24 protein-coding genes and 1 pseudogene are annotated in these 25,928 nt (G+C 41.9%); 15 read left to right on the top strand and 10 right to left on the bottom strand.

Annotated elements, in window-relative coordinates:
- Positions 1–56 precede the first annotated feature (56 nt).
- The 5 genes and pseudogenes from M9H69_RS09520 to M9H69_RS09495 form a co-directional block, all read right to left on the bottom strand.
- Positions 57–989, bottom strand: coding sequence for a DUF4097 family beta strand repeat-containing protein (locus tag M9H69_RS09520; RefSeq protein ID WP_221160308.1), 933 nt, complete (start codon positions 987–989; stop codon positions 57–59).
- Complete coding sequence (locus tag M9H69_RS09515; RefSeq protein WP_221160309.1) at positions 982–1,575, bottom strand: DUF1700 domain-containing protein; 594 nt, start codon at positions 1,573–1,575, stop codon at positions 982–984. The genes M9H69_RS09520 and M9H69_RS09515 overlap by 8 nt, the downstream gene beginning before the upstream one ends.
- Positions 1,562–1,888 carry a PadR family transcriptional regulator gene (locus M9H69_RS09510; protein WP_000273860.1) on the bottom strand — a complete coding sequence of 109 codons (327 nt, stop codon included), beginning with the start codon at positions 1,886–1,888 and terminating at the stop codon, positions 1,562–1,564. The genes M9H69_RS09515 and M9H69_RS09510 overlap by 14 nt, the downstream gene beginning before the upstream one ends.
- A gap of 187 nt (positions 1,889–2,075) precedes the next feature.
- Positions 2,076–4,128 (bottom strand): annotated as a pseudogene (locus M9H69_RS09500) (retron Ec67 family RNA-directed DNA polymerase/endonuclease).
- 299 nt (positions 4,129–4,427) lie between these two features.
- Positions 4,428–5,594, bottom strand: a complete 1,167-nt coding sequence (locus M9H69_RS09495) for a CynX/NimT family MFS transporter (protein WP_250315480.1) — start codon at positions 5,592–5,594, stop codon at positions 4,428–4,430.
- Positions 5,595–5,815: 221 nt separating this feature from the next.
- Here M9H69_RS09495 and M9H69_RS09490 point away from each other — a divergent pair, with 221 nt between their 5' ends.
- On the top strand, positions 5,816–6,646 hold the full coding sequence (locus M9H69_RS09490) for a glycosyltransferase (protein WP_250315479.1): 831 nt from the start codon (positions 5,816–5,818) through the stop codon (positions 6,644–6,646).
- Between the two features lie 75 nt (positions 6,647–6,721).
- On the top strand, positions 6,722–8,572 hold the full coding sequence (locus M9H69_RS09485) for a polysaccharide biosynthesis protein (protein ID WP_250315478.1): 1,851 nt from the start codon (positions 6,722–6,724) through the stop codon (positions 8,570–8,572).
- 95 nt (positions 8,573–8,667) lie between these two features.
- On the opposite strand, the gene M9H69_RS09480 is transcribed toward M9H69_RS09485, so the two are convergent.
- The 3 genes from M9H69_RS09480 to sdaAB are packed head-to-tail and all read right to left on the bottom strand — an operon-like array spanning position 8,668 to position 10,871.
- Positions 8,668–9,297, bottom strand: a complete 630-nt coding sequence (locus M9H69_RS09480) for an HAD-IA family hydrolase (protein WP_250315477.1) — start codon at positions 9,295–9,297, stop codon at positions 8,668–8,670.
- Between the two features lie 21 nt (positions 9,298–9,318).
- Entirely contained in the window at positions 9,319–10,191 is an 873-nt protein-coding gene (gene sdaAA / locus M9H69_RS09475; protein ID WP_000500031.1) for an L-serine ammonia-lyase, iron-sulfur-dependent, subunit alpha, read from the bottom strand.
- 8 nt (positions 10,192–10,199) lie between these two features.
- Positions 10,200–10,871: an L-serine ammonia-lyase, iron-sulfur-dependent subunit beta gene (sdaAB, locus tag M9H69_RS09470; protein ID WP_250315476.1), complete on the bottom strand. Its 672-nt coding sequence runs from the start codon at positions 10,869–10,871 to the stop codon at positions 10,200–10,202.
- A 241-nt stretch (positions 10,872–11,112) separates the two neighbouring features.
- On the opposite strand from sdaAB, the gene M9H69_RS09465 reads away from it, so the two are divergent.
- The 7 genes from M9H69_RS09465 (at position 11,113) to mnmG (ending at position 19,234) form a co-directional block, all read left to right on the top strand.
- Positions 11,113–11,718, top strand: coding sequence for a LysM peptidoglycan-binding domain-containing protein (locus M9H69_RS09465; RefSeq protein WP_000060311.1), 606 nt, complete (start codon positions 11,113–11,115; stop codon positions 11,716–11,718).
- A gap of 277 nt (positions 11,719–11,995) precedes the next feature.
- Positions 11,996–12,802 (top strand): ABC transporter substrate-binding protein, encoded by an 807-nt coding sequence (locus M9H69_RS09460; protein WP_250315475.1) that lies wholly within the window; start codon positions 11,996–11,998, stop codon positions 12,800–12,802.
- Positions 12,803–12,817: 15 nt separating this feature from the next.
- On the top strand, positions 12,818–14,014 hold the full coding sequence (locus M9H69_RS09455) for an argininosuccinate synthase (protein ID WP_250315474.1): 1,197 nt from the start codon (positions 12,818–12,820) through the stop codon (positions 14,012–14,014).
- A 27-nt stretch (positions 14,015–14,041) separates the two neighbouring features.
- Positions 14,042–15,433: an argininosuccinate lyase gene (argH, locus tag M9H69_RS09450; RefSeq protein ID WP_250315473.1), complete on the top strand. Its 1,392-nt coding sequence runs from the start codon at positions 14,042–14,044 to the stop codon at positions 15,431–15,433.
- Positions 15,434–15,594: 161 nt separating this feature from the next.
- Positions 15,595–16,716 (top strand): tRNA 2-thiouridine(34) synthase MnmA, encoded by a 1,122-nt coding sequence (mnmA, locus tag M9H69_RS09445; protein ID WP_001282938.1) that lies wholly within the window; start codon positions 15,595–15,597, stop codon positions 16,714–16,716.
- A 140-nt stretch (positions 16,717–16,856) separates the two neighbouring features.
- The gene (locus tag M9H69_RS09440; RefSeq protein ID WP_250315472.1) at positions 16,857–17,312 is read left to right on the top strand and encodes an NUDIX hydrolase; all 456 of its coding nucleotides are present in this window, start codon (positions 16,857–16,859) and stop codon (positions 17,310–17,312) included.
- Between the two features lie 8 nt (positions 17,313–17,320).
- Positions 17,321–19,234 (top strand): tRNA uridine-5-carboxymethylaminomethyl(34) synthesis enzyme MnmG, encoded by a 1,914-nt coding sequence (gene mnmG / locus M9H69_RS09435; RefSeq protein ID WP_250315471.1) that lies wholly within the window; start codon positions 17,321–17,323, stop codon positions 19,232–19,234.
- 36 nt (positions 19,235–19,270) lie between these two features.
- Here mnmG and rnjA read toward each other — a convergent pair whose 3' ends face one another.
- Entirely contained in the window at positions 19,271–20,950 is a 1,680-nt protein-coding gene (rnjA, locus tag M9H69_RS09430) for a ribonuclease J1 (protein WP_000331964.1), read from the bottom strand.
- Position 20,951: 1 nt separating this feature from the next.
- Entirely contained in the window at positions 20,952–21,185 is a 234-nt protein-coding gene (locus M9H69_RS09425) for a DNA-dependent RNA polymerase subunit epsilon (protein WP_033584763.1), read from the bottom strand.
- 290 nt (positions 21,186–21,475) lie between these two features.
- Here M9H69_RS09425 and M9H69_RS09420 point away from each other — a divergent pair, with 290 nt between their 5' ends.
- The 6 genes from M9H69_RS09420 to M9H69_RS09395 all read left to right on the top strand — a co-directional run bounded on the left by M9H69_RS09420 (position 21,476) and on the right by M9H69_RS09395 (position 25,889).
- The gene (locus M9H69_RS09420; RefSeq protein WP_250315470.1) at positions 21,476–21,691 is read left to right on the top strand and encodes a hypothetical protein; all 216 of its coding nucleotides are present in this window, start codon (positions 21,476–21,478) and stop codon (positions 21,689–21,691) included.
- 332 nt (positions 21,692–22,023) lie between these two features.
- Complete coding sequence (tsaB, locus tag M9H69_RS09415) at positions 22,024–22,707, top strand: tRNA (adenosine(37)-N6)-threonylcarbamoyltransferase complex dimerization subunit type 1 TsaB (protein ID WP_250315469.1); 684 nt, start codon at positions 22,024–22,026, stop codon at positions 22,705–22,707.
- Entirely contained in the window at positions 22,704–23,141 is a 438-nt protein-coding gene (gene rimI / locus M9H69_RS09410) for a ribosomal protein S18-alanine N-acetyltransferase (protein WP_250315468.1), read from the top strand. Before tsaB ends, rimI begins: the two co-directional genes overlap by 4 nt.
- Positions 23,131–24,141, top strand: a complete 1,011-nt coding sequence (tsaD, locus tag M9H69_RS09405) for a tRNA (adenosine(37)-N6)-threonylcarbamoyltransferase complex transferase subunit TsaD (RefSeq protein ID WP_250315467.1) — start codon at positions 23,131–23,133, stop codon at positions 24,139–24,141. The genes rimI and tsaD overlap by 11 nt, the downstream gene beginning before the upstream one ends.
- Before the next feature lie 103 nt (positions 24,142–24,244).
- Positions 24,245–25,108 (top strand): XRE/MutR family transcriptional regulator, encoded by an 864-nt coding sequence (locus tag M9H69_RS09400; protein ID WP_250315466.1) that lies wholly within the window; start codon positions 24,245–24,247, stop codon positions 25,106–25,108.
- 115 nt (positions 25,109–25,223) lie between these two features.
- Positions 25,224–25,889, top strand: coding sequence for a CPBP family intramembrane glutamic endopeptidase (locus tag M9H69_RS09395; protein ID WP_250315465.1), 666 nt, complete (start codon positions 25,224–25,226; stop codon positions 25,887–25,889).
- The last annotated feature ends 39 nt before the right edge of the window (positions 25,890–25,928 follow it).

Genomic DNA, 25,928 nt, shown 5'->3' with positions numbered 1-25,928 from the left:
ACCTCCTTTTTAATGGTCGTTTTCTATTTTTAGATTAGCAGATGAAAGCGTTTTTGTCAATGATTGCTAGGTGGAGCAGAGTACTCTTCTTCCTTGGGGAGGTAGATATCCTGATTGGCTTTTATAATGAGCAGGTCCTTGACATCTGCTTTTTCCGTTTTATAAGGGTTGGCAAGTTCATTCTCTTTTTGTTTAGGATGCTCTCTTTGTGCTTTACGATAAATACCGCCGTGCTTAGAAGACATATCTAGATTGATTCGATCGAATTCTGTCTTAGAAAGAAAGAGTCTTAAGTCGTTATAAGAGTCTAGTTCTACCTTACCGCGGACCTTGATATTTTCAGCATAGATGTGTGCTCCCTCCGTCTTGACCTGACTATCTGTCAATTCGGCATCAAAGATATTGATGATATGAGATGCCGTTAGTGTGCTGTTCTTGATAGAACTTTCTGTTAGTCTTAAGAGATAGCCTTTTGTTTTGATGGTTGCATTTTCAAGGTTGGCTTGACGAATATTAGTTTGTCCACGATTGGCTGAGACGGTGATAGCTTGCAGCTTTCTTCCTTTAGGTAGGGAGAGAACGACTTCGTCAAAACGATTAGAATAGTTGCTGGCGATACGAAGTAGGCTTTCGATTCCTGAACCGAGAAAACGATGTTGGGAGGCTTGTTTGTCAGTGACGCTCAGTGTTTTGTCACTCATGCCAGTAGTCAGATCGTGACGACCAGACACGGAAGGATGATAGGTGATGTGGATCTTGTCATCTACAGACTCTGTGATGGTTAGGCTATGTTCCTCAAGGGCTAAATCAAGTTTTTCCACTTCATTTCCAAAGGTCACTTCTTCGATACGATTGTCATAGACGGGGTCTTTTGACATGGCAAGTAAACTTTGAATACCATTGGACTGGGCGCCTACAATGATCATGATAAAACCAAGGATTGTAGAAACCACACCAAAGATGAGAAATCCTTTCGTCAATTTACGCATGTCTGTCACCTCTCTTTCCTTTTTTAAGAATCCATTGCACCAAGCGGACGACCAGAAGTCCAAAGAAACGAGCTACATAGGAGATGCCTAGTAGAACAAGAGAAGAAGCACCGATAGCAAGCAAACCAGCCCCGAAAATCAAGATAAAGGCAGATTTGGCTTCGACCAGGACGCTAAAACTCTCTACAATAAAGAGTCCACCCAGTAGGATACCCGTCACCGAAACGGTGAAAAAAGCTAGAATGACGGAGACAGCCGCGATAAAAAGCCCGATGATGGCCATGAGGATGCCGATCCCGACCGGAATTCCGATAGGGGCTGCTAGTAAGGCAAGTAGGGCAATGTGTAGCAGTTGACGGTCATTCTTTTGAGCAGGGGCTTCATTAACTTTTTTATCGAGGAGGTTAGAGAGGACATCATGAGCTGCTTCTTTTGGTGTTCCCAGACTAGCAATGAGTTCTTCTTCGCCCTCTGAACCTGCATCGTCAAATAGTTCCTTAAAGTAGTCCATAGCTTCGATGCGGTCAGCTTCAGGTAGTTTATGGAGATAGGTTTCTAACTGAGTCAGATAGTCAGTTCTTGTCATGGCGGATACTCCCTTCTATGATGCCGTTGACGGTGTCGGTATAGAGCGTCCACTCTTCCTTTAGAGTAACGAGCTGCTCTACGCCCCGATTGGTTAAGGAGTAGTATTTGCGCATACGCCCCTGAAACTCTCTAGAGTAGGTGGTCAGAAAGCCACTGGCTTCCAATTTTTTGAGAATGGGATAGAGCGTAGATTCTTTGATATTGGCGATGAGTTTAATGGTTTGACTAATCTCATAACCATAAGAATCCCCCTGCTCCAGTACAGCCAAGATGAGAAACTCAATCAAGGCAGAGGATGTTGGGAAGTACATGGGAAACCTCCTTTATATTATATAAAAATTTTATATATACTCTTTTCAAATATATTGTATCTCAATATGAAAGCCCTGTCAAGAAATATGTATAAAAATTTTATATATAAAAAACTCCTAGTAAAAACTAGAAGTTTAGAGGAACTAACATCAGCTATTTCACAGAAATTTATATTTTAAAGATAAGCTAGAATAATGATTTATAATCTAGGATATTATCTCTTATGCCGTCTAGCAAAGGGATAAACTCAGTAAAATCGAATTCTTTATAATTCTTTAGAACATACTTTGAAAAAATTTCTTTTCCATAATGATTATCACCACCATCTTTATGAAATTCCTTTCCTTTTAAAATAGGTAGTGAATTTTGAGACGATGAAAATAATAAATCTTCAATATCAGAGGACTTACCGTCATTCATGTGAGGCATTAAAGGTGTCGCCATTATATATAGGCTATCCTTTTTATTAATTCGCCAAGGTTTATCTCTTCTAACTTTTTCTAAATTGTCTGAAATTTTCTCTTCTAATTTTATATTCTTTGAATCTTCCAAGTCTTTATTCTTTGGGATCATTAAGTCTTTTGCATGACTCGCAAATAAAAATAAAGCCGATTTATCATTGCCATTTCTATTATTCGATTCATTATCAAATAAAAATATTGTTGGATAATTGGGAAGACTATTGGTTAATTGTTTGAAATAAGTAATGTAGTTTGTGTATAAAATTCTTTCTTCTGAATTTAGTGCAAAAAATTTTTTTTCTTTTTTTCTCATTATAGTAAAATTTATCAGAAAAATAATTATACCAAAATTTAAAACCTTCTCCCCCTTCTGGAACATTAAAAAGGTATTCTATCGTATTGCTACGATTCAGAAATTCAATTTTAAATATAAAGTTATTTCCCTCTTTTTCAATAAGTTCCGGATACTTTTGATAAAGATTTTTTAAAGCTGCTTTAATATATCGTGGATCGGTCTTTCCCTCTGTTACAATTATTGGTTTGTCATTCCCGAAAAAATATTTATAAAATAGAAATTTTTTGTACTCTTTTTCTCTAGAATTAAATAAAGACATGTACGTTTTCTTTTCTTCTTTACCGATACTGTAAAATTCTGTAGGTAAATTATATGTATGATGTTTGGTGTTGTGTAACAATTCTTTTTGTAGGTCTTTATTATAAAAGATATACTTCCAATAATATTTCGACTCTGATTTTCTTGATGAATTTCTTCCTAATAAATATTTTTGCGAATCTAGATTATTTTGCATCAAAGATTTTTTATAAAGTAAATAGTTGTTGTATTGTTCTATTTGAAAAATAAAAGCAAAGCGTCCCGTTAGTTGATTGATCGTTCCTGGTGTTTTATCTATTTCAAAAGCTCCATCTTTGTATAATCGAAAGGCCATTGCGCGAGTATTTTTTACGTATTCTCTTTTTACATTTATTTTTTTGTTGACAACCAGTCCAGTAACTTCTTGACGCTGCATGTTATTACTCAATCGTGTTTTTTTAGGATTGATTTCAAAACCAGATGAGATTATTAAGTCTTCTAATTCCGTTAAAAAGTTTTCTAATTCTTTGCTTGCTCTCAATTTATTAGAGTTTAATTCACGATTTGTTGAAAAAGTCAAATCATCGGCATATCTAGAATATGTAAAACGATATTTTTTAGCAATTTTGACAATCCGATAATCTAATATTCTAGTGATTAAATTTGTGATGATAGGAGAAGACGGAGCTCCTTGCGGTAGCTTACCTTGATAACACGCAATTTGTGCGATTACAGTAGCAATTTCTGGTGAAACGGCAAAATCCCTGTCTTTTATAAAGAAACCTCTTACTCTTCCGAAATTAAAAGAATCAAAAAAGTTTTTCAAGTCAATGTTCAGAATGTATTTCTTGTTTCGATGCATCTGAGAGTTGGTAATAATGCTTTTACCCTTTTCAAATGCGTGAGACAGAACAGGTGTTTTAAAGTTCTTATCCTTAGATTTAGATTCTATGCTTTCAAGGTAACATTCCCACAAAACATTAGACAATTTTTTCTGAAGGAACTTCAACTCTTTTTTGGGGGCATGTATAACTCTTTCTCCACCATTCTTTTTAGGGATAGTGAAAGAGTTATATAAATTATCAGTTTTTATATTGTACAATAAATAATTGATGTATTTGGCACTTTTCAAGCCAAGTAGCTTAGCAAAATCATCCTTTGTCTGTAGTTGATTAAATTTGGTCATCATTTTTCCTCATACAAAAAGCGTATGATAACTCTTACGCGAACAAGATTGCCAGTAGAAATCCTAATGAATCCTGAAGCTAATAACACCAGATGAAGCCAAACACTCCTATAACGTTGTTGTTAATACTTGCGAACACACAAGTCAAAAATCTAATCATACGCAACTTTATTCTATCACAAAATAACCTGTTAATCTAGAATTAAGACATCTTAGACTATAAATTTTTATCAACACCTCAAAAAACCAGACAGAGTCTGGCTTTGCATTGTTTATATCTGAGAAGTATTTTAGAATAATTAAAGAATCTTATCAGCCCGATCCACCATAAAGAGTGAGACGGTCATGATGATATCGATGACTAGAAGGGCAAGGACAGCTGGGATCCAAGATTGGAAAAGTTCAAAACTGTAACCAAACAAGGTAGGACCAAAAGCTGCTAAGATGTAGCCCCCTGTTTGCGCTAGTCCTGATAGCTGAGCCGTCTTTTCAGGCGAACTGGTTTTAAGAGAAAAACAAACCATGAGGTAGGGGAAGAGGGCGCTGCAGGCCGTTCCAATCAAGAGGTGGACGACTAACCAGTAGAGGAAACTGCTACTTGGATACAAGAGCATGGCAATTCCTGTCATCCCAGCGATAGAGATAATTGTTAGCATGATTCGACGGTGGCCGTCTGACAGATGAGTCGTCAGACTTGGAACAGTCATTGAAAAAGGAATGCTGATCAGCGAGAAGATAGAAGCGAGGAGGGCCGCATCTTTATTAGAAAGACCAGCACTAATAGCAATCGTTGGCAGCCAGGTCATGTTCGTATAAAAGAGCAAGGACTGAAGACCACCAAAGATAATGATGGCCCAGACATCTTTACTTTTTAGAATGTTTTCTTTGACTTGCTTTTCTTTTTGGCCTTCTAGGTAGTGGTTGTGGCGATGATTTGGCAACCAGATTAGCAGAGTGACCAGACAGAGAAAGCTGAGAACGAGGATCAGTCCTTTCCAAGAACTGGCTTGGGTGATAGGGACGGATAGATAAGAAGCGATGGCTGTCGAAATTCCCATGGCAGTGACATAGAGAGTTGTTAGGAAACTGATTTTTTGAGGTTGATTTGCCTGGATCATACTTGGGAGGAGTACATTGAAAATGGCGATGCTCGCTCCGATGATTAGAGTTCCTAGATAGAGAAGGGGAAGATTGAAAATCCGAATGGCAGAGCCAACAGTTAAGAGGAGGAGACAGTAAGTGAAGAGGTGTTCCAACCCGATTTTTTGAGCCAAGCGGCTTGCAAAAGCAGAGAAAAGAGCAAACATCAAGAGAGGGAGACTGGTTAAAATCCCAAGAGAACTAACCTCCACTCCTAGTCCTTGAGCGATATCTCCTAAAATGGTTGGAAGAGCAGTGAAAGGAGAGCGTAAAACAGTCCCGATTAAGACAATTCCTAGGATAAAAAAGAGTGATTGTTTTTTCATAAAAACCTCGAATAGATGATTTTATTAACAGCTTATTTTAAGGTTTTTTCTATATAATGTCAAGTAATGACAGCTAAGAAAGTTCGATTGATTTAAGCGAGAATAGAGTGAAAGGAGATACATTTCTTTACTAGAATTTTCCTTGATTTGATATAAAAATAGGAAAGTGAGAAAATTTGTGATAAAATAGTGGAAGGAAATCTATATATTGGAGAAAAACGGTGCCTGAAAAGCAAAAAATCAGCGTCTTGATGTCGGTCTATGTAAAGGAAAGCCCGACGTTTTTGAGAGATGCTATCAAAAGTGTTCAAAATCAAACCTTGAAACCGAGTGAACTTGTTCTTGTTGAGGATGGGCCCCTCACGCCAGAGCTCTATCAGGTGCTAGATGAAGTGGAAGCTCAGTCAGACATTCCAGTGAAACGGTGCCCCTTAGAGCAAAATCAAGGTTTAGGCTTGGCTCTTCGATACGGTGTTTTACAGTGTCAGTATGACATTATTGCACGGATGGATACGGACGATTTAGCCGTTCCGGATCGTTTTGAGAAACAGCTTCAGCTAATGGAGAAAGAAGATCTCGATCTCTTAGGTGGGCAGATTGCAGAGTTCATTGACAATCCAGATGAGATTGTGTCTTATCGTCGTGTTCCAACTCAGCACGCAGACATTGTGGCTTATCAGAGAATGAGAAGTGCTTTTAACCATATGACAGTCATGTTCAAAAAGGACATGGTCCTCAAGGCGGGCAACTACGAAGACGGGCTTTATATGGAGGATGATCTCCTTTGGCTCAATATGATTACGGCAGGTGCCAAGACTGGCAACCTAGATCAAATCTTGTGTAAGGTTCGCGTAGGTTCCGGGATGTTTGAGCGTCGAGGTGGCTTGCGTTACCTTAAATTCTATCGTCAAGCTCGCCAACGGATGCTGGAGCGAGGGCAAATTTCTTACATGGAATATGCTAAAAGTATATTCATTCAGGCAATTGTTGCACTTTGTCCAGGTTTTGTACGTCAGTTTATCTTTGTCAAACTTTTAAGAAAGAGCAAGTAAGACCTGATAGATTGAACGATTCGGGTTATCATAACAATAGTATCATCTGACTCTTTTAAGGGGGAGTAAATTCCTATGAATAAAAAACTAACAGATTACGTGATTGATCTGGTTGAAATTTTAAATAAACAGCAAAAACAAGTATTTTGGGGGATATTCGACATTCTGAGTATGGTGGTTTCCATCATCGTATCTTATATCTTGTTTTATGGCCTTATAAATCCTGCGCCTGTGGATTATGTGATCTACACTCTTTTAGCCTTCCTTCTCTATCAAATCATAATTGCATTTTGGGGGCTGAATGCTAGTATTAGTCGCTACAGTAAGATTACGGATTTTATGAAAATCTTTTTTGGAGTGACGCTCAGTAGTGTTCTTTCTTATGGAATCTGCTATGCCTTTCTTCCATTATTTTCTATCCGTTTCATCGTGCTCTTCATTTTGTTGAGTACCTTCCTCATCTTGCTTCCTCGCATCACCTGGCAGTTGATTTATTCCAAACGTAAAAAGGGTAGTGGAGATGGAGAGCATCGCCGTACCTTCTTGATTGGTGCGGGAGATGGTGGCGCCCTTTTTATGAATAGCTACCAACATCCAACCAGTGAGCTTGAGATAGTGGGGATTTTGGATAACGATGAAAAGAAAAAAGGGCAAAAACTGGGTGGAGTCCCAGTCTTAGGCTCTTATGACAATCTACCTGAATTGGCCAAACGTCACCAAATCGAGCGTGTTATCGTAGCAATCCCTTCGCTTGATCCATCAGAGTATGAACGTATCTTGCAGATGTGTAATAAACTAGGTGTCAAATGTTACAAGATGCCTAAAGTTGAGACAGTTGTTCAAGGTTTACATCAATCGGGTAGTGGTTTCCAAAAAATTGATATCACAGACCTCTTGGGCCGTCAGGAAATTCGCCTTGACGAATCACGTCTGGGTGCAGAAATTACAGGTAAGACCATCTTGGTGACAGGAGCTGGTGGTTCGATTGGTTCTGAAATTTGTCGCCAGATTAGCCGCTTCAACCCAGAGCGTATCGTCTTGCTCGGTCATGGTGAAAATTCAATCTACCTTATTTATCATGAGTTGATTCGTAAATTCCAAGGGATTGATTATGTTCCTGTCATTGCAGATATTCAGGATTATGATCGTCTTTTACAAGTGTTTGAACAGTACAAACCAGCTATCATCTACCATGCTGCAGCACACAAACATGTTCCAATGATGGAGCGCAATCCAAAAGAAGCCTTCAAGAACAATATCCTCGGGACCTACAATGTTGCCAAGGCTGTTGATGAGGCCAAAGTACCTAAGATGGTCATGATTTCGACTGACAAGGCGGTCAATCCACCGAATGTTATGGGGGCGACTAAGCGCGTGGCAGAGTTGATTGTTACTGGCTTTAACCAACGTAGTAAATCAACCTACTGTGCAGTTCGTTTTGGGAATGTTCTCGGTAGCCGTGGTAGTGTGATTCCTGTCTTTGAACGTCAGATTGCTGAAGGTGGTCCTGTAACGGTGACAGACTTCCGTATGACCCGTTACTTTATGACCATTCCAGAAGCTAGCCGTCTGGTTATCCATGCTGGTGCTTATGCCAAGGACGGAGAAGTCTTTATCCTTGATATGGGCAAACCAGTCAAGATCTATGACTTGGCTAAGAAAATGGTCCTTCTAAGCGGGCACACGGAAAGTGAAATTCCAATCGTTGAGGTCGGTATCCGACCAGGTGAAAAACTCTATGAAGAACTCTTGGTTTCGACCGAATTGGTTGATAACCAAGTCATGGATAAGATTTTCGTTGGTAAGGTTAACGTCATGCCTCTAGAAGCCATCGATCAGAAGATTGAAGAATTCCGTTCACTCAGCGGAGATGAGCTCAAAGAAGCGATTATTTCCTTTGCAAATGAGACAACCCACGTTGAGTAAGAGTGTCCAACCAATTAATTATAAATAGAAAGCCAAGGTTCTGTTTGTACAGAACCTTGGCCTTTTTACTCTGTAATTTCAAATCGTTGTATTATTTATAGTTGCTTAATGATGTCGTCAATGGTATGGGCAATCCAGTCAGGTTGATAGCTGAGTAAATCAGCCTCTTCTCCAAATCCCCAAGTAACAGCGAACTTTTTAATGCTAGTTTCTTGGGCTCCAATCATATCAAACTTGGTGTCCCCGATGATGAGGACTTGGTCTGCAGGGAGTTGATGCGTTTGCAAGGCGTAACGGATGACATCCGCCTTGTGTGGCGTTTCAGGACTAGAGCCGTAAATGCCATCAAAGAAATGATGGATTCCCAGATTTTTAGTCATATCATGAGCAGTAGGAGTATTCTTGGTTGTAGTGATGTAGAGAGGGTAGTTTTGTGAAAGTGCTTGAAGCAATTCCGTCATTCGGGGGAAGAGCTGCGCTTCGTGGATTCCTTTTTCCTTGTAGTAAGAACGGTAGATTTGAACAGCCTCCGAGATTTGCTCCTTGGGAAGACACATTGCAAAACTACTTTCAAGTGGCGGTCCCATGAAACCACGAATGGTTTTAGCATCAGGAGTCGGAACTCCCAGTTGTTCAAAGGTATGGGTAAAGGAATTGTGGATCCCGATAGAACTGTCAACCAGAGTTCCGTCTAGATCAAAAAAGATTGCTGAGATAGAGGGCATAGTTTCTCCTAATAGATAAGCTTATTCTCCGAAGATTTCTTTTTGTAGGCGGCGACCAGTAGGAGTGGCAGCGAGTCCACCCTCAGCCGTTTCACGAAAGGCAGTTGGAAGGCTGGATCCGACCTGGTACATGGCATCGATGACTTCGTCAACAGGGATCTTAGATTCGATACCTGCTAAGGCCATATCTGCCGCTATAAAGGCAAAGCTGGCTCCCATGGCATTTCGTTTGACACAGGGAACCTCAACCAGACCAGCGACAGGGTCACAGATGAGACCCAGCATATTTTTAATGACAAAGGCGATGGCTTGGCTAGCCTGATAGGGGGTTCCACCTGCAGCCAAGGTCAAGGCTGCGGCACTCATGGCAGAGGCAGAGCCGACTTCGGCCTGGCAGCCACCTTCAGCACCTGAGATAGAGGCGTTGTTTGCGATAACCAATCCAAAGGCACCAGCAGCAAAGAGGAAATCCAGCTGTTCTTCGTGGCTAAGGTCTAATTTTTGGATAGCGGCAGTGAGAACGGCTGGCAAACAACCAGCACTTCCTGCGGTTGGGGTGGCACAGACCAAACCCATTTTAGCGTTGTGTTCGTTGACCGCGATGGCATTACGGGCTGCTGATAGGATGGTAAAGTCAGACAAGGCCTTGCCACTTTTGAGATGGCGGTCTAGTTTGGCAGCATCGCCACCCGTTAAGCCACTACGGGATTTATTTTCACTGAGACCGAGCTCAACAGAGGCTTTCATGACTTCTAGATTGCGTTCCATGAGGAGGAGAACTTCTGGCCGTTCTCGACCGGTTAATTGATATTCTGTCGCAATCATGAGTTCTGCGACATTTCCTTGGAAGTCTAGATCTGCCTGCTCGACCAATTCTTTGATAGAATAAAACATGTTTCCTCCTACTTAAAGAAATTGACATTGTGGAGATGAGGGATTTTTCGAATTTCTTCAATCGCCTCTTCGCAACTTCGACTATCGACTTCGATAATCATAATGGCTTTTTCTCCAGCTTTTTCTCGAGTCACATTCATCTGAGCGATGTTGATATCGAAACGAGAGAGGGCTTCAGTAACATGGGCAATCATACCTGGAACATCCTGATGCACGATGATGATGGTCGGTGTGTTCATGTTGAGAGAGACAGCAAAGCCGTTAAGCTCCGTAACTTGGATATTTCCCCCACCGATAGAAATACCTGTCACGCTAATGGACTTATGGTCATTCTTTATAGTGATTTTGGTGGTGTTTGGGTGAGGAGCGTTGCTGTCTTTCTGAATGGTCCAGACAATCTTGATACCACGCTTATGGGCAATCTCGAGACTATTTGGAATGTTGGGGTCATCCGTATCCATACCTAAAATACCAGCGACGAGAGCAAGATCCGTTCCATGACCACGGTAGGTCTTGGCAAATGAGTTAAATAATTGGAATTCTACCTCTGTTGGCGTATCGTCAAAAATGGATGAGACGATTTTCCCGATACGAACGGCACCAGCTGTATGGCTACTTGATGGGCCAATCATGACAGGTCCGATAATATCAAAGACAGATTGAAAACGAAGTGAGTGCATCTGTTTCCCCTTACAAAGATTCTTGTTTCTATTATATCAAAGAATGAAGTTCTGTGCTTATTTCCCTTATAAAACTGAAAAAATGGATAAAAATAGTATAAAATCTTGTCTTTTATGACAAAAATATCAATGTTTCAGTAAATATAAAATATTTTTGTAATATTTCTACATAAAACCGTTAAACAACGGTAATATTTAAAAGGTATCATAGATATATTCAATGGAAGGAGAATTTTTAGATATGTCATTAACAACTAAAAAAATCAAAACAACTATCGCAGGAGTAGCAGCTTTACTTGCTTTCTTTGCCCCAGCTCTTGCATCTGCACAAGAAACTGTAACTTACACCGTTAAATCAGGTGATACTCTTTCAGAAATTGCTGAGAAGTACAACACGACTGCTGAAAAATTAGCAGCAAAAAACAATATCAAAGATATCCACCTTATCTATGTTGACCAAGTTTTGGTCATCGAAGGGACAGCTTCTACTGCAGCTCCAGCAGCAACAACGGAAGAAACAGCTCCAGTAGCTACAGAAACAGTTGAAGAAGCTCCAGCTGCAACTACAACTTATGAAGCACCAGCAGCAGAAAGCAACACTGTAGCAACATCTACTGTAAGTGGTTCTGAAGCAGAAGCCAAAGAATGGATCGCTCAAAAAGAATCAGGCGGTAGTTACACAGCTACAAATGGCCAATACATCGGACGTTACCAATTGACAGATTCATACTTGAACGGTGACTACTCAGCTGAAAACCAAGAACGTGTAGCAGATGCCTACGTTGCAGGACGCTACGGCTCATGGACAGCTGCCAAGAACTTCTGGCTTAACAACGGTTGGTATTAAGAATACAAGAGTCCTTTAGGGCTCTTTTTTGTTTCTCTATAACAAAAGGTGTAACGATCTTCTCAGTAATGCTCTATTTGTATAATTTCAACAAAATCCTTCAAATTGTTTTAAAATTCAAATAGTATAAATAAGCTTATTATATGTAAAAATATATCATATAATAAGCTTTTTCTTGATTAAAATGAAATAAAATACAGTTTTTTCTTGACAAATGAGAACGAGAAGAGTATTATTTATACAATAATAAAGTATAAAAATAAAAGGAGGCTCTTCTATGAATAAAGTGAAGAAGGTGTTGATGACGATGTTTGGTTTGCTTATGTTTCCCTTATTATTTGCTTGTAGTAACACTCAATCCCAAGGTGTTGAAGCCATTAAGGCTAAAGGAAAATTGGTGGTGGCCCTAAATCCAGAGTTTGCTCCATTTGAATACCAGAAATTGGTCGATGGGAAAAATCAGATTGTAGGTTCAGATGTTGAACTAGCCAAAGCCATCGCAAAGGAACTAGGTGTAGAAGTGGAGTTCTCTCCAATGAGTTTTGACAATGTACTGGCTAGTCTTGATTCGGGCAAGGCCGATCTTGCCATATCAGGAGTTTCTAAGACGGAGGAGAGAAGTCAAGTTTACGATTTTTCAATTCCCTACTACACTTCTAAAAATAAGATTATCGTAAGAAAATCTGAATTAACGAATTACCAATCTGTGAAGGATTTGGCTCAGAAAAAGGTTGGAGCGCAGAAAGGTTCTATCCAGGAGACTTTGGCCAAAGAAACCTTACAGAATTCTTCTCTCGTTTCACTTCCTAAAAATGGAAATTTGATAACAGATTTAAAATCTGGACAACTAGATGCGGTTATCTTTGAGGAACCAGTGGCGAAAGGATTTGTAGAGAATAATCCAGACCTAGCCATTGCTGAGTTTGATTTTGACAATGCTACAGAAGATTCCTACGCTGTTGCGATGAAGAAAGACAGTAAAGAATTAAAAGAGACGGTTGATAAAATCATCCAAAAGTTGAAGGATTCTGGGGAATTGGACAAATTGATTGATGATGCTTTTAAAGCCTCTATCGAAAAATAGAAAGAAGGAAGAGAAATGAGTAAGGAAAAAGTTATTTTAGCCTATTCAGGTGGATTGGATACATCAGTTGCTATTACATGGTTAAAAAAAGACTATGATGTGATCGCTGTTTGTATGGATGTGGGCGAAGGAAAAGATCTGGAATTCATCCATGATAAAGCTCTCAAGGTTGGGGCTGTAGAGTCTTATGTCATTGATGTTAAGGAAGAATTTGCGAATGACTATGTTTTAGTGGCCCTTCAGGCTCATGCCTACTATGAACAAAAGTATCCCTTGGTATCTGCTCTGAGTCGCCCTCTTATTTCAAAAAAACTCGTTGAAATAGCTCATCAGACGGGGGCAACCACAATTGCCCATGGTTGTACAGGTAAGGGAAACGACCAAGTTCGGTTTGAAGTCTCTATCGCAGCTTTGGATCCCAATCTAAAGGTAGTTGCGCCTGTTCGTGAGTGGAAATGGTCTCGTGAAGAAGAAATCCAATATGCCAAAGAAAACGGTGTTCCAGTTCCTGCTGACCTTGACAATCCTTACTCTGTCGATCAAAATCTTTGGGGACGTGCAAATGAATGTGGTGTTTTGGAAAATCCTTGGAACCACGCGCCAGAAGAAGCATTTGGAATCACATCTTCGCCAGAAGAGGCGCCAGACAGTCCAGAATTTATTGACATTGAGTTTAGCTGCGGGGTGCCCATTTCCCTCAATGGAGAAAAGATGAAAGTGGCGGCTTTGATTCAAAAGCTCAATGAAATTGCAGGCAAACACGGTGTTGGTCGTATTGACCATGTTGAAAATCGCCTAGTCGGTATTAAGTCAAGAGAGATTTATGAGTGCCCAGGTGCTGTGACTTTATTGGCAGCTCATAAGGAGATTGAAGATTTGACTCTTGTGAGAGAAGTGGCTCATTTCAAACCTATTATCGAAAATGAGTTGTCCAATCTCATCTATAATGCCTTGTGGTTTAGCCCAGCAACTCAGGCTTTGATTGCCTATATCAAGGAGACACAGAAAATTGTCAATGGAACTGCAAAAGTTAAACTCTATAAGGGGAATGCTCAGGTAGTGGCTCGGAAATCTCCAAATTCTCTTTACGATGAAAATTTGGCGACCTATACTAGTGCGGATACTTTTGACCAAGATGCCACTGTTGGATTTATCAAGCTTTGGGGGCTTCCGACTAAGGTTTATTCAGAAATTCAGAAAAATGTTGAGTAGTGACGCGATAGAAAGGGACGACAGGATATGTCGAAAAATACAAAATTATGGGGTGGTCGATTTGAAGGCACTGTGGAAGAGTGGGTAGAACAGTTCGGTGCGAGTATTTCCTTTGACCACCAGCTGGCAAAATTTGATTTGATGGGTTCCTTAGCTCATGTTCAAATGCTAGGACAGACTGGCATTTTAAGCTTGGAAGAGGCAGAGCAGATCCAAGATGGTCTGAAAGCTTTGTTGCGAGATTTAGAGGCAGGAGGGCTTCATTTTGATATTGCAAATGAAGATATTCATATGAATATGGAAGTGTTGCTGAAAGAGAAAATCGGTCCTCTGGCTGGGAAATTGCACACGGCTCGTTCTCGGAATGACCAAGTCGCAACGGATATGCACTTATATCTAAAGGAGCAACTTGGCCATGTCTTGGATAAGTTGGCGAATCTGAACAGTGTTTTGCTGGATTTGGCTGAAAAACATGTGGAAACCATCATGCCAGGCTATACCCATTTACAGCACGCCCAACCGATTAGCTTTGCCCACTATCTCATGGCTTATTACAATATGTTCCAAAGGGATAGCGAGCGCTTTGCATTTAACTCGAAACATACGGACCTATCTCCCCTGGGTGCGGCTGCTTTGGCGGGGACAACTTTTCCAATCAATCGTCAATTATCGAGTGATTTATTGGGTTTCCAACAACCCTATACCAATTCCTTGGACGCAGTGGGTGACCGTGATTTTATCTTAGAATTTCTGTCAAATGCCAGCATTTTGATGATGCATATGAGTCGTTTTTGTGAGGAAATCATCAATTGGTGCAGTTTTGAGTATCAGTACATCAGCTTGTCTGATAGCTTTTCAACGGGTTCGTCTATCATGCCCCAGAAGAAAAATCCTGATATGGCCGAATTGATTCGAGGGAAGACAGGAAGGGTTTACGGGAACTTACTTGGACTATTGACCGTCATGAAGTCTTTACCTCTGGCCTATAATAAGGATTTGCAAGAGGACAAGGAAGGCATGTTTGATACAGTAGACACGATTTTAAATTCTCTGGAAGTGTTGGCGGGTATGCTATCGAGCATGCAGGTTAATAAGGCCAAAATGCAGCAATCTACAGAGAATGATTTTTCGAATGCGACCGAACTGGCAGATTATTTGGCTGAAAAAGGCCTCCCTTTTAGAGAAGCGCATGAAATAGTAGGGAAATTGGTTCTAGACTCTATCAAGCATAGTAAAAATATCCAAGATTGGGATTTGGAGGAGTTGCAAGTCTACCATCCCTTGATTGAAGAGGATATTTATATCTACTTGCACCCAGAAACCGCTGTTCAGAGACGGAATTCCTTAGGAGGAACCGGCTTTGAGCAAGTGAAATACCAGATAGAACAAGCGAAGAAAGAACTTAAAGGGGAAAATTGATTCGTTTGCAAAGTAAGAAAGAGAGGTTGAGATGATTTATCAGCCTCTTTCTTGTCTTCTTCTTTAAAGCATGCTATAATGAATCTTGCTCAAGCGACCTTCAATCGTTGAAGCACACACGACCTTCAATCGTGAATAAACGAATAGATGGGAGACTTACCATGAGTGATAACTCTAAAACACGTGTTGTTGTGGGGATGAGTGGTGGTGTTGATTCGTCGGTGACGGCTCTCTTGCTCAAGGAGCAGGGCTACGATGTGATCGGTATCTTCATGAAGAACTGGGACGACACAGATGAAAACGGCGTCTGTACGGCGACCGAAGATTACAAGGATGTGGCTGCGGTGGCAGACCAGATCGGCATTCCTTACTACTCTGTTAATTTTGAAAAAGAGTACTGGGACCGCGTCTTTGAGTATTTTCTAGCGGAGTACCGTGCAGGGCGCACGCCAAATCCAGACGTTATGTGCAACAAGGAAATCAAGTTTAAGGCCTTTTTGGACTATGCTATGACCTTGGGAGCAGACTATGTGGCGACTGGGCACTATGCTCGAGTAGCGCGTGATGAGGATGGTATCGTTCACATGCTTCGTGGCGTGGACAATGGCAAGGATCAGACCTATTTCCTCAGTCAACTTTCGCAAGAACAACTCCAAAAAACCATGTTCCCATTGGGGCATTTGGAAAAGCCTGAAGTACGAAAACTAGCAGAAGAAGCAGGTCTTGCGACTGCCAAGAAGAAAGATTCGACAGGGATTTGCTTTATCGGAGAAAAGAACTTTAAAAACTTTCTCAGTAACTACCTGCCAGCCCAGCCTGGTCGCATGATGACTGTGGATGGACGCGATATGGGTGAGCATGCAGGTCTCATGTATTATACAATCGGTCAGCGTGGCGGTCTCGGTATCGGTGGGCAACACGGCGGTGACAATGCCCCTTGGTTCGTTGTCGGAAAAGACCTAAGCAAGAATATCCTCTATGTCGGTCAAGGTTTCTACCATGATTCGCTCATGTCAACCAGCCTAGAGGCCAGCCAAGTCCACTTTACTCGTGACATGCCAGAAGAGTTTACGCTCGAATGCACGGCTAAATTCCGCTACCGTCAGCCTGACTCTAAGGTGACTGTACATGTCAAAGGAGACAAGGCAGAAGTCATCTTTGCAGAACCGCAACGCGCGATTACGCCAGGACAGGCAGTTGTCTTTTACGATGGCGAAGAGTGTCTAGGTGGCGGTTTGATTGACAATGCCTACCGCGATGGACAAGTTTGTCAGTACATTTAGATTGACAAATTTTCTCAATTTGCTACAATAATAAAAGCAATAGAAATGATGGTCAAAGCTCATGGATGTTGCAGGCTTTTTTGTCCTGCACTTCTTACGAGTTTTGACTGTTTTTGTGTCGTTTAAGGGAAAGGATAAAAATGACTCAACAAGACTTTCGGACAAAAGTGGGAAATACAGTTTTTGGTGTTCGGGCGACAGCCTTGATTCTCCAAAATGGCAAGCTCCTAGTTACCAAAGACAGGGGCAAGTATTACACTATTGGCGGTGCGATTCAAGCCAATGAAAGCACGGAAGACGCGGTAGTCCGCGAAGTGAGGGAAGAACTGGGTGTCAAAGCTCAAGCTGGTCAGCTAGCTTTCGTGGTTGAAAATCGTTTTGAACAGGACGGTGTTTCCTATCACAACATTGAGTTTCATTATCTGGTGAACTTGCTTGAGGATGCCCCATTGACCATGCAGGAAGATGAGAAAAGGCAGCCTTGTGAGTGGATTGATTTGGATCAGCTCCAGAATATCCAGCTCGTTCCAGCTTTTTTAAAAACAGCCCTACCAGATTGGGACGGCCAACTAAGACACATCCATCTTGAGGAATAGGAGAGAAAATGACTTATAATTTTACGGAAGAATACGATATTATTGTAATCGGTGCGGGGCATGCTGGGGTGGAGGCATCTCTAGCTGCTAGTCGTATGGGCTGCAAGGTCTTGCTAGCGACTATCAACATTGAAATGCTGGCTTTCATGCCTTGTAATCCCTCTATCGGTGGTTCTGCTAAGGGGATTGTCGTGCGTGAAGTCGATGCTCTGGGTGGTGAAATGGCTAAGACCATTGACAAGACTTACATCCAGATGAAGATGCTTAACACAGGGAAGGGGCCAGCTGTTCGCGCCCTTCGTGCGCAGGCTGACAAGGAACTCTACTCTAAGGAAATGCGCAAGACAGTTGAAAATCAAGAAAATCTGACCCTTCGTCAAACCATGATTGATGAGATTTTGGTGGAAGATGGCAAGGTTGTCGGTGTGCGTACGGCGACCCATCAAGAGTATGCTGCCAAGGCTGTTATCGTGACCACAGGAACTGCTCTCCGTGGGGAAATCATCATCGGAGATCTCAAGTACTCATCAGGTCCTAACCACAGCCTAGCTTCTATTAACCTTGCTGACAATCTCAAGGAACTGGGCCTCGAAATTGGTCGTTTCAAGACAGGAACACCTCCACGTGTCAAGGCTTCTTCTATCAATTACGACGTGACAGAGATTCAGCCAGGGGACGAAGCGCCAAATCACTTCTCATATACTTCACGTGATGAGGACTATGTCAAGGATCAAGTGCCATGCTGGTTGACCTATACCAATGGTACCAGTCATGAAATTATCCAAAATAACCTCCATCGTGCGCCTATGTTTACAGGTGTGGTCAAGGGAGTGGGACCTCGTTACTGTCCATCTATTGAGGACAAGATTGTTCGCTTTGCGGACAAGGAACGTCACCAACTTTTCCTCGAGCCAGAAGGGCGCAATACAGAGGAAGTCTATGTTCAAGGACTTTCAACCAGTCTTCCTGAGGATGTCCAACGTGACTTGGTGCATTCCATCAAAGGTTTGGAAAATGCTGAAATGATGCGAACAGGTTACGCCATTGAGTATGACATGGTCTTGCCTCACCAGTTGCGTGCGACACTTGAAACCAAGAAAATCTCAGGACTCTTTACTGCTGGTCAGACAAATGGGACGTCAGGTTACGAAGAAGCTGCTGGTCAAGGGATTATCGCTGGTATTAATGCGGCTTTGAAAATCCAAGGCAAGCCTGAATTGATTTTGAAACGAAGCGACGGTTATATTGGGGTCATGATTGACGATTTGGTGACCAAGGGAACCGTTGAACCTTACCGTCTCTTGACCAGCCGTGCTGAATACCGTCTCATCCTCCGTCATGACAATGCCGATATGCGTTTGACAGAGATGGGGCGCGAGATTGGCCTTGTGGACGATGAACGTTGGACTCGCTTTGAGATTAAGAAAAACCAATTTGACAATGAGATGGCTCGTTTAGATAGCATCAAACTCAAGCCAGTCAAGGAAACCAATGCTAAGGTTGAAGCGATGGGCTTCAAGCCGTTGACTGATGCCGTGACCGCCAAGGAATTTCTCCGTCGACCAGAAGTCTCTTACCAAGACGTGGTGGCTTTTATCGGGCCAGCTGCAGAGGACTTGGATGACAAAATTATCGAATTGATTGAAACAGAAATCAAGTACGAAGGTTATATTTCCAAAGCCATGGACCAGGTTGCCAAGATGAAACGCATGGAAGAAAAACGCATTCCAGCCAATATCGACTGGGATGATATTGACTCGATTGCGACAGAAGCCCGTCAGAAGTTCAAACTTATCAATCCAGAAACCATCGGTCAAGCTAGCCGTATTTCGGGAGTAAATCCAGCAGATATTTCTATTTTGATGGTGTATCTGGAAGGTAAAAATCGTAGTATTTCTAAAACTCAAGAAAAGAAAGCATAGAGAAAAACAGCTCCGAAGATGGGGCTGTTTTATAATTTATTCTTCATCTGGTGTGAGGATCATCGGGATGATAATCGGTTCACGTTCTGTATTTTCATAGAGGAAGGGGCGAATGGCGTTGACAATGGCGCCATTGACAGATTGGACGCTGGCGTCCTTGTTTTTCAGTGCGATACGAATAGCATTGAAGAGGATGCGCTGGCTTTGGCGAATCAAGTCGCCAGACTCTCTCATGTAGACAAAGCCTCGGCTGAGGATGTCTGGGCCAGACAGAATCATCTGCGATTTGAAGTCAACAGTTGCGACTGCTAGAACGACACCGTCTTCAGATAGATCACGACGGTCTTTGAGGACGGCTGCACCGATTTCGCCGATACGATTTCCATCGACATAGATGTCTTGGGCGTTGAAATGGCCTGCAATACGAGCAGAGTTAGCAGTAAGGGCAAGCACATCACCATTGCTCATGATAAAGATATTGTCCTTCTCGACACCAGTATCCACCGCTAGTCCAGCGTGGACTTTTTGCATACGATATTCACCGTGGACAGGCATGAAGTATTTGGGTTTAATCAAGCGGAGCATGAGTTTTTGCTCTTGCTGACCACCGTGTCCAGATGTATGGATATTGTTCACTTTACCGTGGATAACTTCGACACCAGCTTCAGAAATAGTGTTAATCAATTTGTTGACGCTAGTGGTGTTTCCAGGGATTGGGCTAGAAGAGAAGATAACGGTATCGCCGGGTTGGAGTTGTACCTGACGGTGGGTTCCGTTGGCGATACGAGAGAGGGCTGCCATAGGCTCACCCTGACTACCTGTACAGAGGATGAGAATCTCGCCTGCAGGGTAGTCTTTGATTTCATTTGGCTCGATAAAGGTTCCCTTAGGAGCTTTGATGTAGCCAAGCTCGATTCCGTTGACAATGGCTTTTTCCATAGAACGTCCAAAGACCGCAATCTTACGCCCAGTCTTAACAGCGGCATCCGTTGCTTGCTGGAGACGGAAGATATTTGAGGCAAAGGATGCAAAGATGATACGTCCTTCAATGCCTTGAATGATCTTCATGATGGACTGGCCAACGACTTTTTCAGAGTTGGTAAAGGTTGGCACTTCTGCATTTGTCGAGTCAGAGAGGAGACAGAGCACGCCTTCTTCCCCAAGGGCTGCCATACGGTGCAAGTCCGCAGGTTCTCCAACTGGCGTGAAGTCGAACTTGAAGTCACCCGTACAGACGATTTTTCCTTGAGGAGTATGGATGACAATCCCCAAAGGCTCTGGAATGGAGTGAGTGGTTCTAAAGAAAGTTGCCTTGAGATTTTTAAAGGTCAACTCAGTGTTGTGGTTGATTTCGTAAAGTTTGGCGTTGCGCAAGAGGCCGTGTTCTTCGAGTTTTCCACGGATCAAAGCCAGGGCAAGCGGTCCAGCGTAGATAGGGACATTTGCTTGTTTGAGCAGGAAAGGAATCCCACCGATGTGGTCCTCGTGTCCGTGTGTGATCAAAACAGCCTTGACGCGGTCAATATTGTCTACGATGTAAGAATAATCAGGAATGACATAGTCGATACCAAGCAAGTCATCTTCTGGAAATTTAATCCCAGCATCGACGATGATAATCTCGTCTTGGTATTCAATTCCGTATGTGTTTTTCCCGATTTCTCCCAGACCACCGATGGCAAAAACGCCGACTTCTTCAGGTTTAAGAGTATAGGCCATATTAGAACTCCGTGATTTCGAAGACGCCAGTTTCTTTTTCGTAATCTAGCAATTTGTCAGACAAGAGTTCGATATACTCGATGTTGTACTCTGGGCGGTTTTCTTCGACAAGTTGGCGAGCAGCGATACGGCCCTCAAGTTCTGAGCTGGCATCGATGTCTAGGTAAAGTGCGCGTGTTGTTTCACGACGTGGGCTACGTTCTTTTGTTTCTTGATAAAAAACTTTGTAAATCATATAGTTCCTTTCTATTTACAGGTCAGCTTATTCCAAACTTTTAGTATAGATTTGCTTGATTTCATTCCATTTTGTGTCTAGATTGACCTTGATTCGTTACAATTATTTCAATTATACCACAAAATGAAAAATTAGTAAAAGACGGAAATGGAGAAAGTAGGGAGGGTAAGAAGGAGCAAAAAGACAGGTAGGATTTGGTCGGAGAGCACTTAGGTGTTATAATGGAAAGAGAAAGGGAAGTTTATGGATGGGAATATTCCCTATAGCTTTTAAAACAAGGAGGATTAAGAATGTTTAGTTTGTTTGAATTTGCAGTAGGGGTTCGCCTCTTGATGTTTATAGTCTTTGTAGCCTGTGTCTATGGGGGGAATGCCCTGTTTGTGCATCTGGAACACCGCAAAACAAAATTCCTTTGGAAGCTTGCTTTTGTGACGCTTTATTCGATTTTTCTCCTCCTTGTAACCTATGTTGTCTGGTTTGTTTTTTACTTTGGTTTAAATGCTTAAGCTTCAGTACTCATCTAAATATAGAGAAAATCCACCTCGTCTTGATAGATGGGATGGACTTTTTCTATTTTTAGGTGCTATCTTTATTGTTATGACGATGTTCTCTCGTATCGAAAATCGAATTGAAACATATATGCCTGATCCAAATTTTTTACGAAGAACCTTTCAATTTCCTTGTTCACTTTTCTATTCCAAAAGCTACAACTTTTTTTAAATTTTTGTGCAGAATTGTTTTTCTAAGTGACAGGCCCTTTTGTTTCAAAACAAAGAAAATTTCCATGCGCTGGCTTTTGTAGTATAATAGTAAACAGACAAAAAGATAGGAATGTGTTATGAAAGTATTAGCTTTTGATACGTCTAGCAAGGCTCTTTCTCTCGCTATTTTAGAGGATAAGCAGGTTCTTGCCGAGACCATAATCAATATCAAGAAAAATCACAGTATTACTCTCATGCCTGCCATCGATTTTTTGATGGCAAGTTTGGATTGGACACCCAAGAACTTGGACCGCATCGTGGTGGCAGAGGGACCTGGTAGCTACACAGGTTTACGAATTGCGGTAGCAACTGCCAAGACCTTGGCTCATACTCTGAACATCGAGTTGGTTGGTATGTCAAGCCTCTTGGCTCTGGTGCCACGCCAACAAGAAGGCTTACTTGTTCCCCTGATGGATGCACGTCGCAACAATGTTTATGCAGGGTTTTATGAAAATGCTCAGCCTGTCTTGCCAGAAGCGCACTTGTCTTTTGCGGAAGTGCTAGAGCAGGTCAAGGATGCTGAACAGGTAACCTTTGTCGGAGAAGTTGGAGCCTTTGTGGAACAAATCCAAGAACAACTACCACAAGCCAGCTACCAAGAAACCTTGCCAAATGCAGCCAATCTAGCTCTTTGGGCCTGGGATAAGGAAGCAGACTCCTTGCACGACTTTGTGCCCAATTACCTCAAACGAGTTGAGGCTGAGGAAAACTGGCTCAAGAACCACACCGAGTCTGGCGGGTCCTACATTAAACGCCTATGATAAAGATCAAACGAATCCAACAGCAACCTGACTTGGCTCAAGCTATCTATGCTGTTATGGTAGATGTTTACCCAGTCAGCCCTTGGACGCTGGAACAAATCCAAGCAGACTTGTCCCAAGATCAGACTTGGTATGCTCTGGCTTACGATGGGGGAGAAGTGATTGGCTTTCTAGCCGTTCAGGAGAATCTTTTTGAAGCAGAAGTCCTACAAATCGCTGTCAAAAAAGTCTATCAGGGTCAGGAAATTGCGTCAGCCTTGTTTGCTCAATTGCCGACAGATAAGGAGATTTTCCTTGAAGTCAGAAAGTCAAACCAACGAGCGCAAGCATTTTACAAGAAAGAAAAGATGGCGGTCATCGCTGAGCGAAAGGCCTACTACCATGACCCAGTCGAGGACGCCATTATCATGAAGAGAGAAATAGATGAAGGATAGATATATTTTAGCATTTGAAACATCCTGTGATGAGACCAGTGTCGCCGTACTGAAAAACGATGATCAGCTCTTGTCCAATGTCATTGCGAGTCAAATTGAGAGTCACAAACGTTTTGGGGGCGTAGTGCCAGAAGTAGCCAGTCGTCACCATGTTGAGGTTATTACAGCCTGTATCGAGGAGGCACTGGCAGAAGCAGGAATTACCGAAGAGGACGTGACAGCTGTTGCAGTTACTTATGGACCGGGCTTGGTTGGAGCCCTGCTAGTTGGTTTGTCAGCTGCTAAGGCTTTTGCTTGGGCGCATGGACTTCCGCTGATTCCCGTTAACCACATGGCTGGTCACCTCATGGCAGCTCAGAGTGTGGAGCCTTTGGAGTTTCCTTTGTTGGCACTCTTGGTCAGCGGAGGACACACCGAGTTGGTCTATGTGTCAGAGGCTGGCGATTACAAGATTGTTGGGGAAACGCGAGATGATGCGGTTGGTGAGGCCTATGACAAGGTCGGTCGTGTCATGGGCTTGACTTATCCAGCCGGTCGTGAGATTGATGAGTTGGCCCATCAAGGTCAGGATATTTATGACTTCCCTCGTGCCATGATTAAGGAGGACAATCTAGAGTTTTCCTTCTCAGGTTTGAAGTCTGCCTTTATCAATCTTCACCACAATGCCGAGCAAAAGGGAAAAAGCTTGTCTACAGAGGATTTGTGTGCTTCCTTCCAAGCAGCTGTCATGGATATTCTTATGGCCAAAACCAAGAAGGCTTTGGAAAAATATCCTGTTAAAACCCTAGTCGTGGCAGGTGGCGTGGCAGCTAATAAAGGCCTCAGAGAACGCCTAGCAGCTGAAATCACAGATGTCAAGGTCATTATCCCATCCCTGCGCCTATGCGGAGACAATGCAGGAATGATTGCCTATGCCAGCGTTAGCGAGTGGAACAAAGAAAACTTTGCAGGCTTGGATCTCAATGCCAAACCGAGTCTCGCCTTTGATACCATAGAATAAAGAGTCAGCTAGAGGCTGGCTTTTTAACTCCGAAAAATGTCAGAATATTTTGACATAACTGTAAAAATGATGATATAATATGTAAAAATTAGGAGGTGCTCAGATGATTGAGAGAATGGAATTGGGAGAATTTTACAAGGAATTGCGGCTGGCGAGAAAGCTCAAGCAGTCAGATGTGGCTTGTGAGGGTCTAACAGCATCCCAGCTATCTAAGTTTGAACTAGGGCAGTCTATGCTGTCTGCGGATAAACTGATACTAGCTATCCAAGGGATAAATGTGACCTTCGATGAGTTTGGACACAAGCTTAATAATTACCAGGAATCCCCACATATGCGAATCGGTCGAAAGGTTGTAAATCGTTTTGCCCATCAAGATATAGCTGGCTTAGAGAAACTATTAGAGGAAGTCGAGCAAGAACAGATGGCACATACCTATCGTCGTTTAAATGCTATTGTGATCAAAGATGCCATTCATTCCTTGGATAAAAACTATCTGCTAGAAGAGGAGGATAGCGAGTTTTTGACTACTTACCTCTATGCTATTGAATCTTGGACCTGGTTTGAACTCTATCTTTTTTGCAATACCATGCCCTTCTTGAGTAATCAAGATCTGATCTTTTTATCAACCTCCTTACTCGAAAAATCCAAGGAATTTAAAGAGTTAGTACACAATCAATTGTATATGAAAAGTGGTTATCTGAATATCATCTCAGAGCTCATGGAGCGCAAACTTTTTTCCTATATCCCAATCTTTGAAGCCGAGTTGGGGAGCATGCTCCGACCATATGATGTTTTCGAGAAAGTATCATTGCAGTTTTTAAAGAAATTGAGCATTTTCCTTCAAACCAAAGGAAGCAATCAAAAAGAGATTGAAAACTTTATCCAATCTCTGCAAGTATTAGAAAATCCCCAATTAACAGCCCTTTTTGAATTACGCTTCCAGCAATACAAAGAACTCATCGACTAATCCACTATCGCAAATGAGAGATTTCTATGAGAAAAAATGTCAAATATGCGATTTTCTAAAATGAGCTAATTTCCGTGTTATACTATCCTTATTTCATAGTATAGGAGAAAATAGAATGAAAAAGATAATCTCACGTCACTACTTTATTATGGCTTTTCTACTAGTTATTGCTGACCAGAAGTTCAGTGGTCTAGTTTTACGCAGCAACCTTGTTACTGGTCTATCTGACTTTACCTATTATCTGTCGGATATGATGTTGAATTTTCTTGTGGTTTTATTTGCTCTTATTGCTATGATTTGGTCGGGAAAATGGCAACAAATCAACAGTAGAAAGTTTAAAGGATCCTATCTTGTCTATTCATTTTTAGCTCTGCTTGCTTTTGTTATTTGGAATTTCGTTACCTTTTTTCTTTTCCCACCTACTCGAAATGAAATTTCTTATCAACATGCTGCTCCTACTTTTACAGGAGCTACGGCATTTTTAATGTATTTTTTCTATCCTGTAATTGCAGGTCCCATTTTTGAAGAGATAATTTATCGTGGGTTGGTGATGACCGCTCTGGAAAAAGGGAAGAAATGGGGACTGGATGTGCTCGGTTCGGCTGCTTTGTTTGGAATCTTGCACATTAGTAATCATGGTTGGGTTTTGACAGACTTTTTCTCATATATGGGTGGTGGTCTCATATTTGCAGTCTTATTTAGAGTGACAAAGTCCATTTATTGGCCTATTGGACTGCACATAGTCTACAATGGCATTGGTCAAATTTTATCGTTGCTGTAATTTTAGGTGCTCAGTAATATCGGTCTATCTTGCGGGGGA

The organism is Streptococcus oralis (genome assembly GCF_023611505.1).
Classification (GTDB): Bacteria; Bacillota; Bacilli; order Lactobacillales; family Streptococcaceae; genus Streptococcus; species Streptococcus oralis_CT.
Note: the sequence above shows the minus strand (reverse complement) of the source record. Positions and strands in the feature narration are given on the sequence as shown.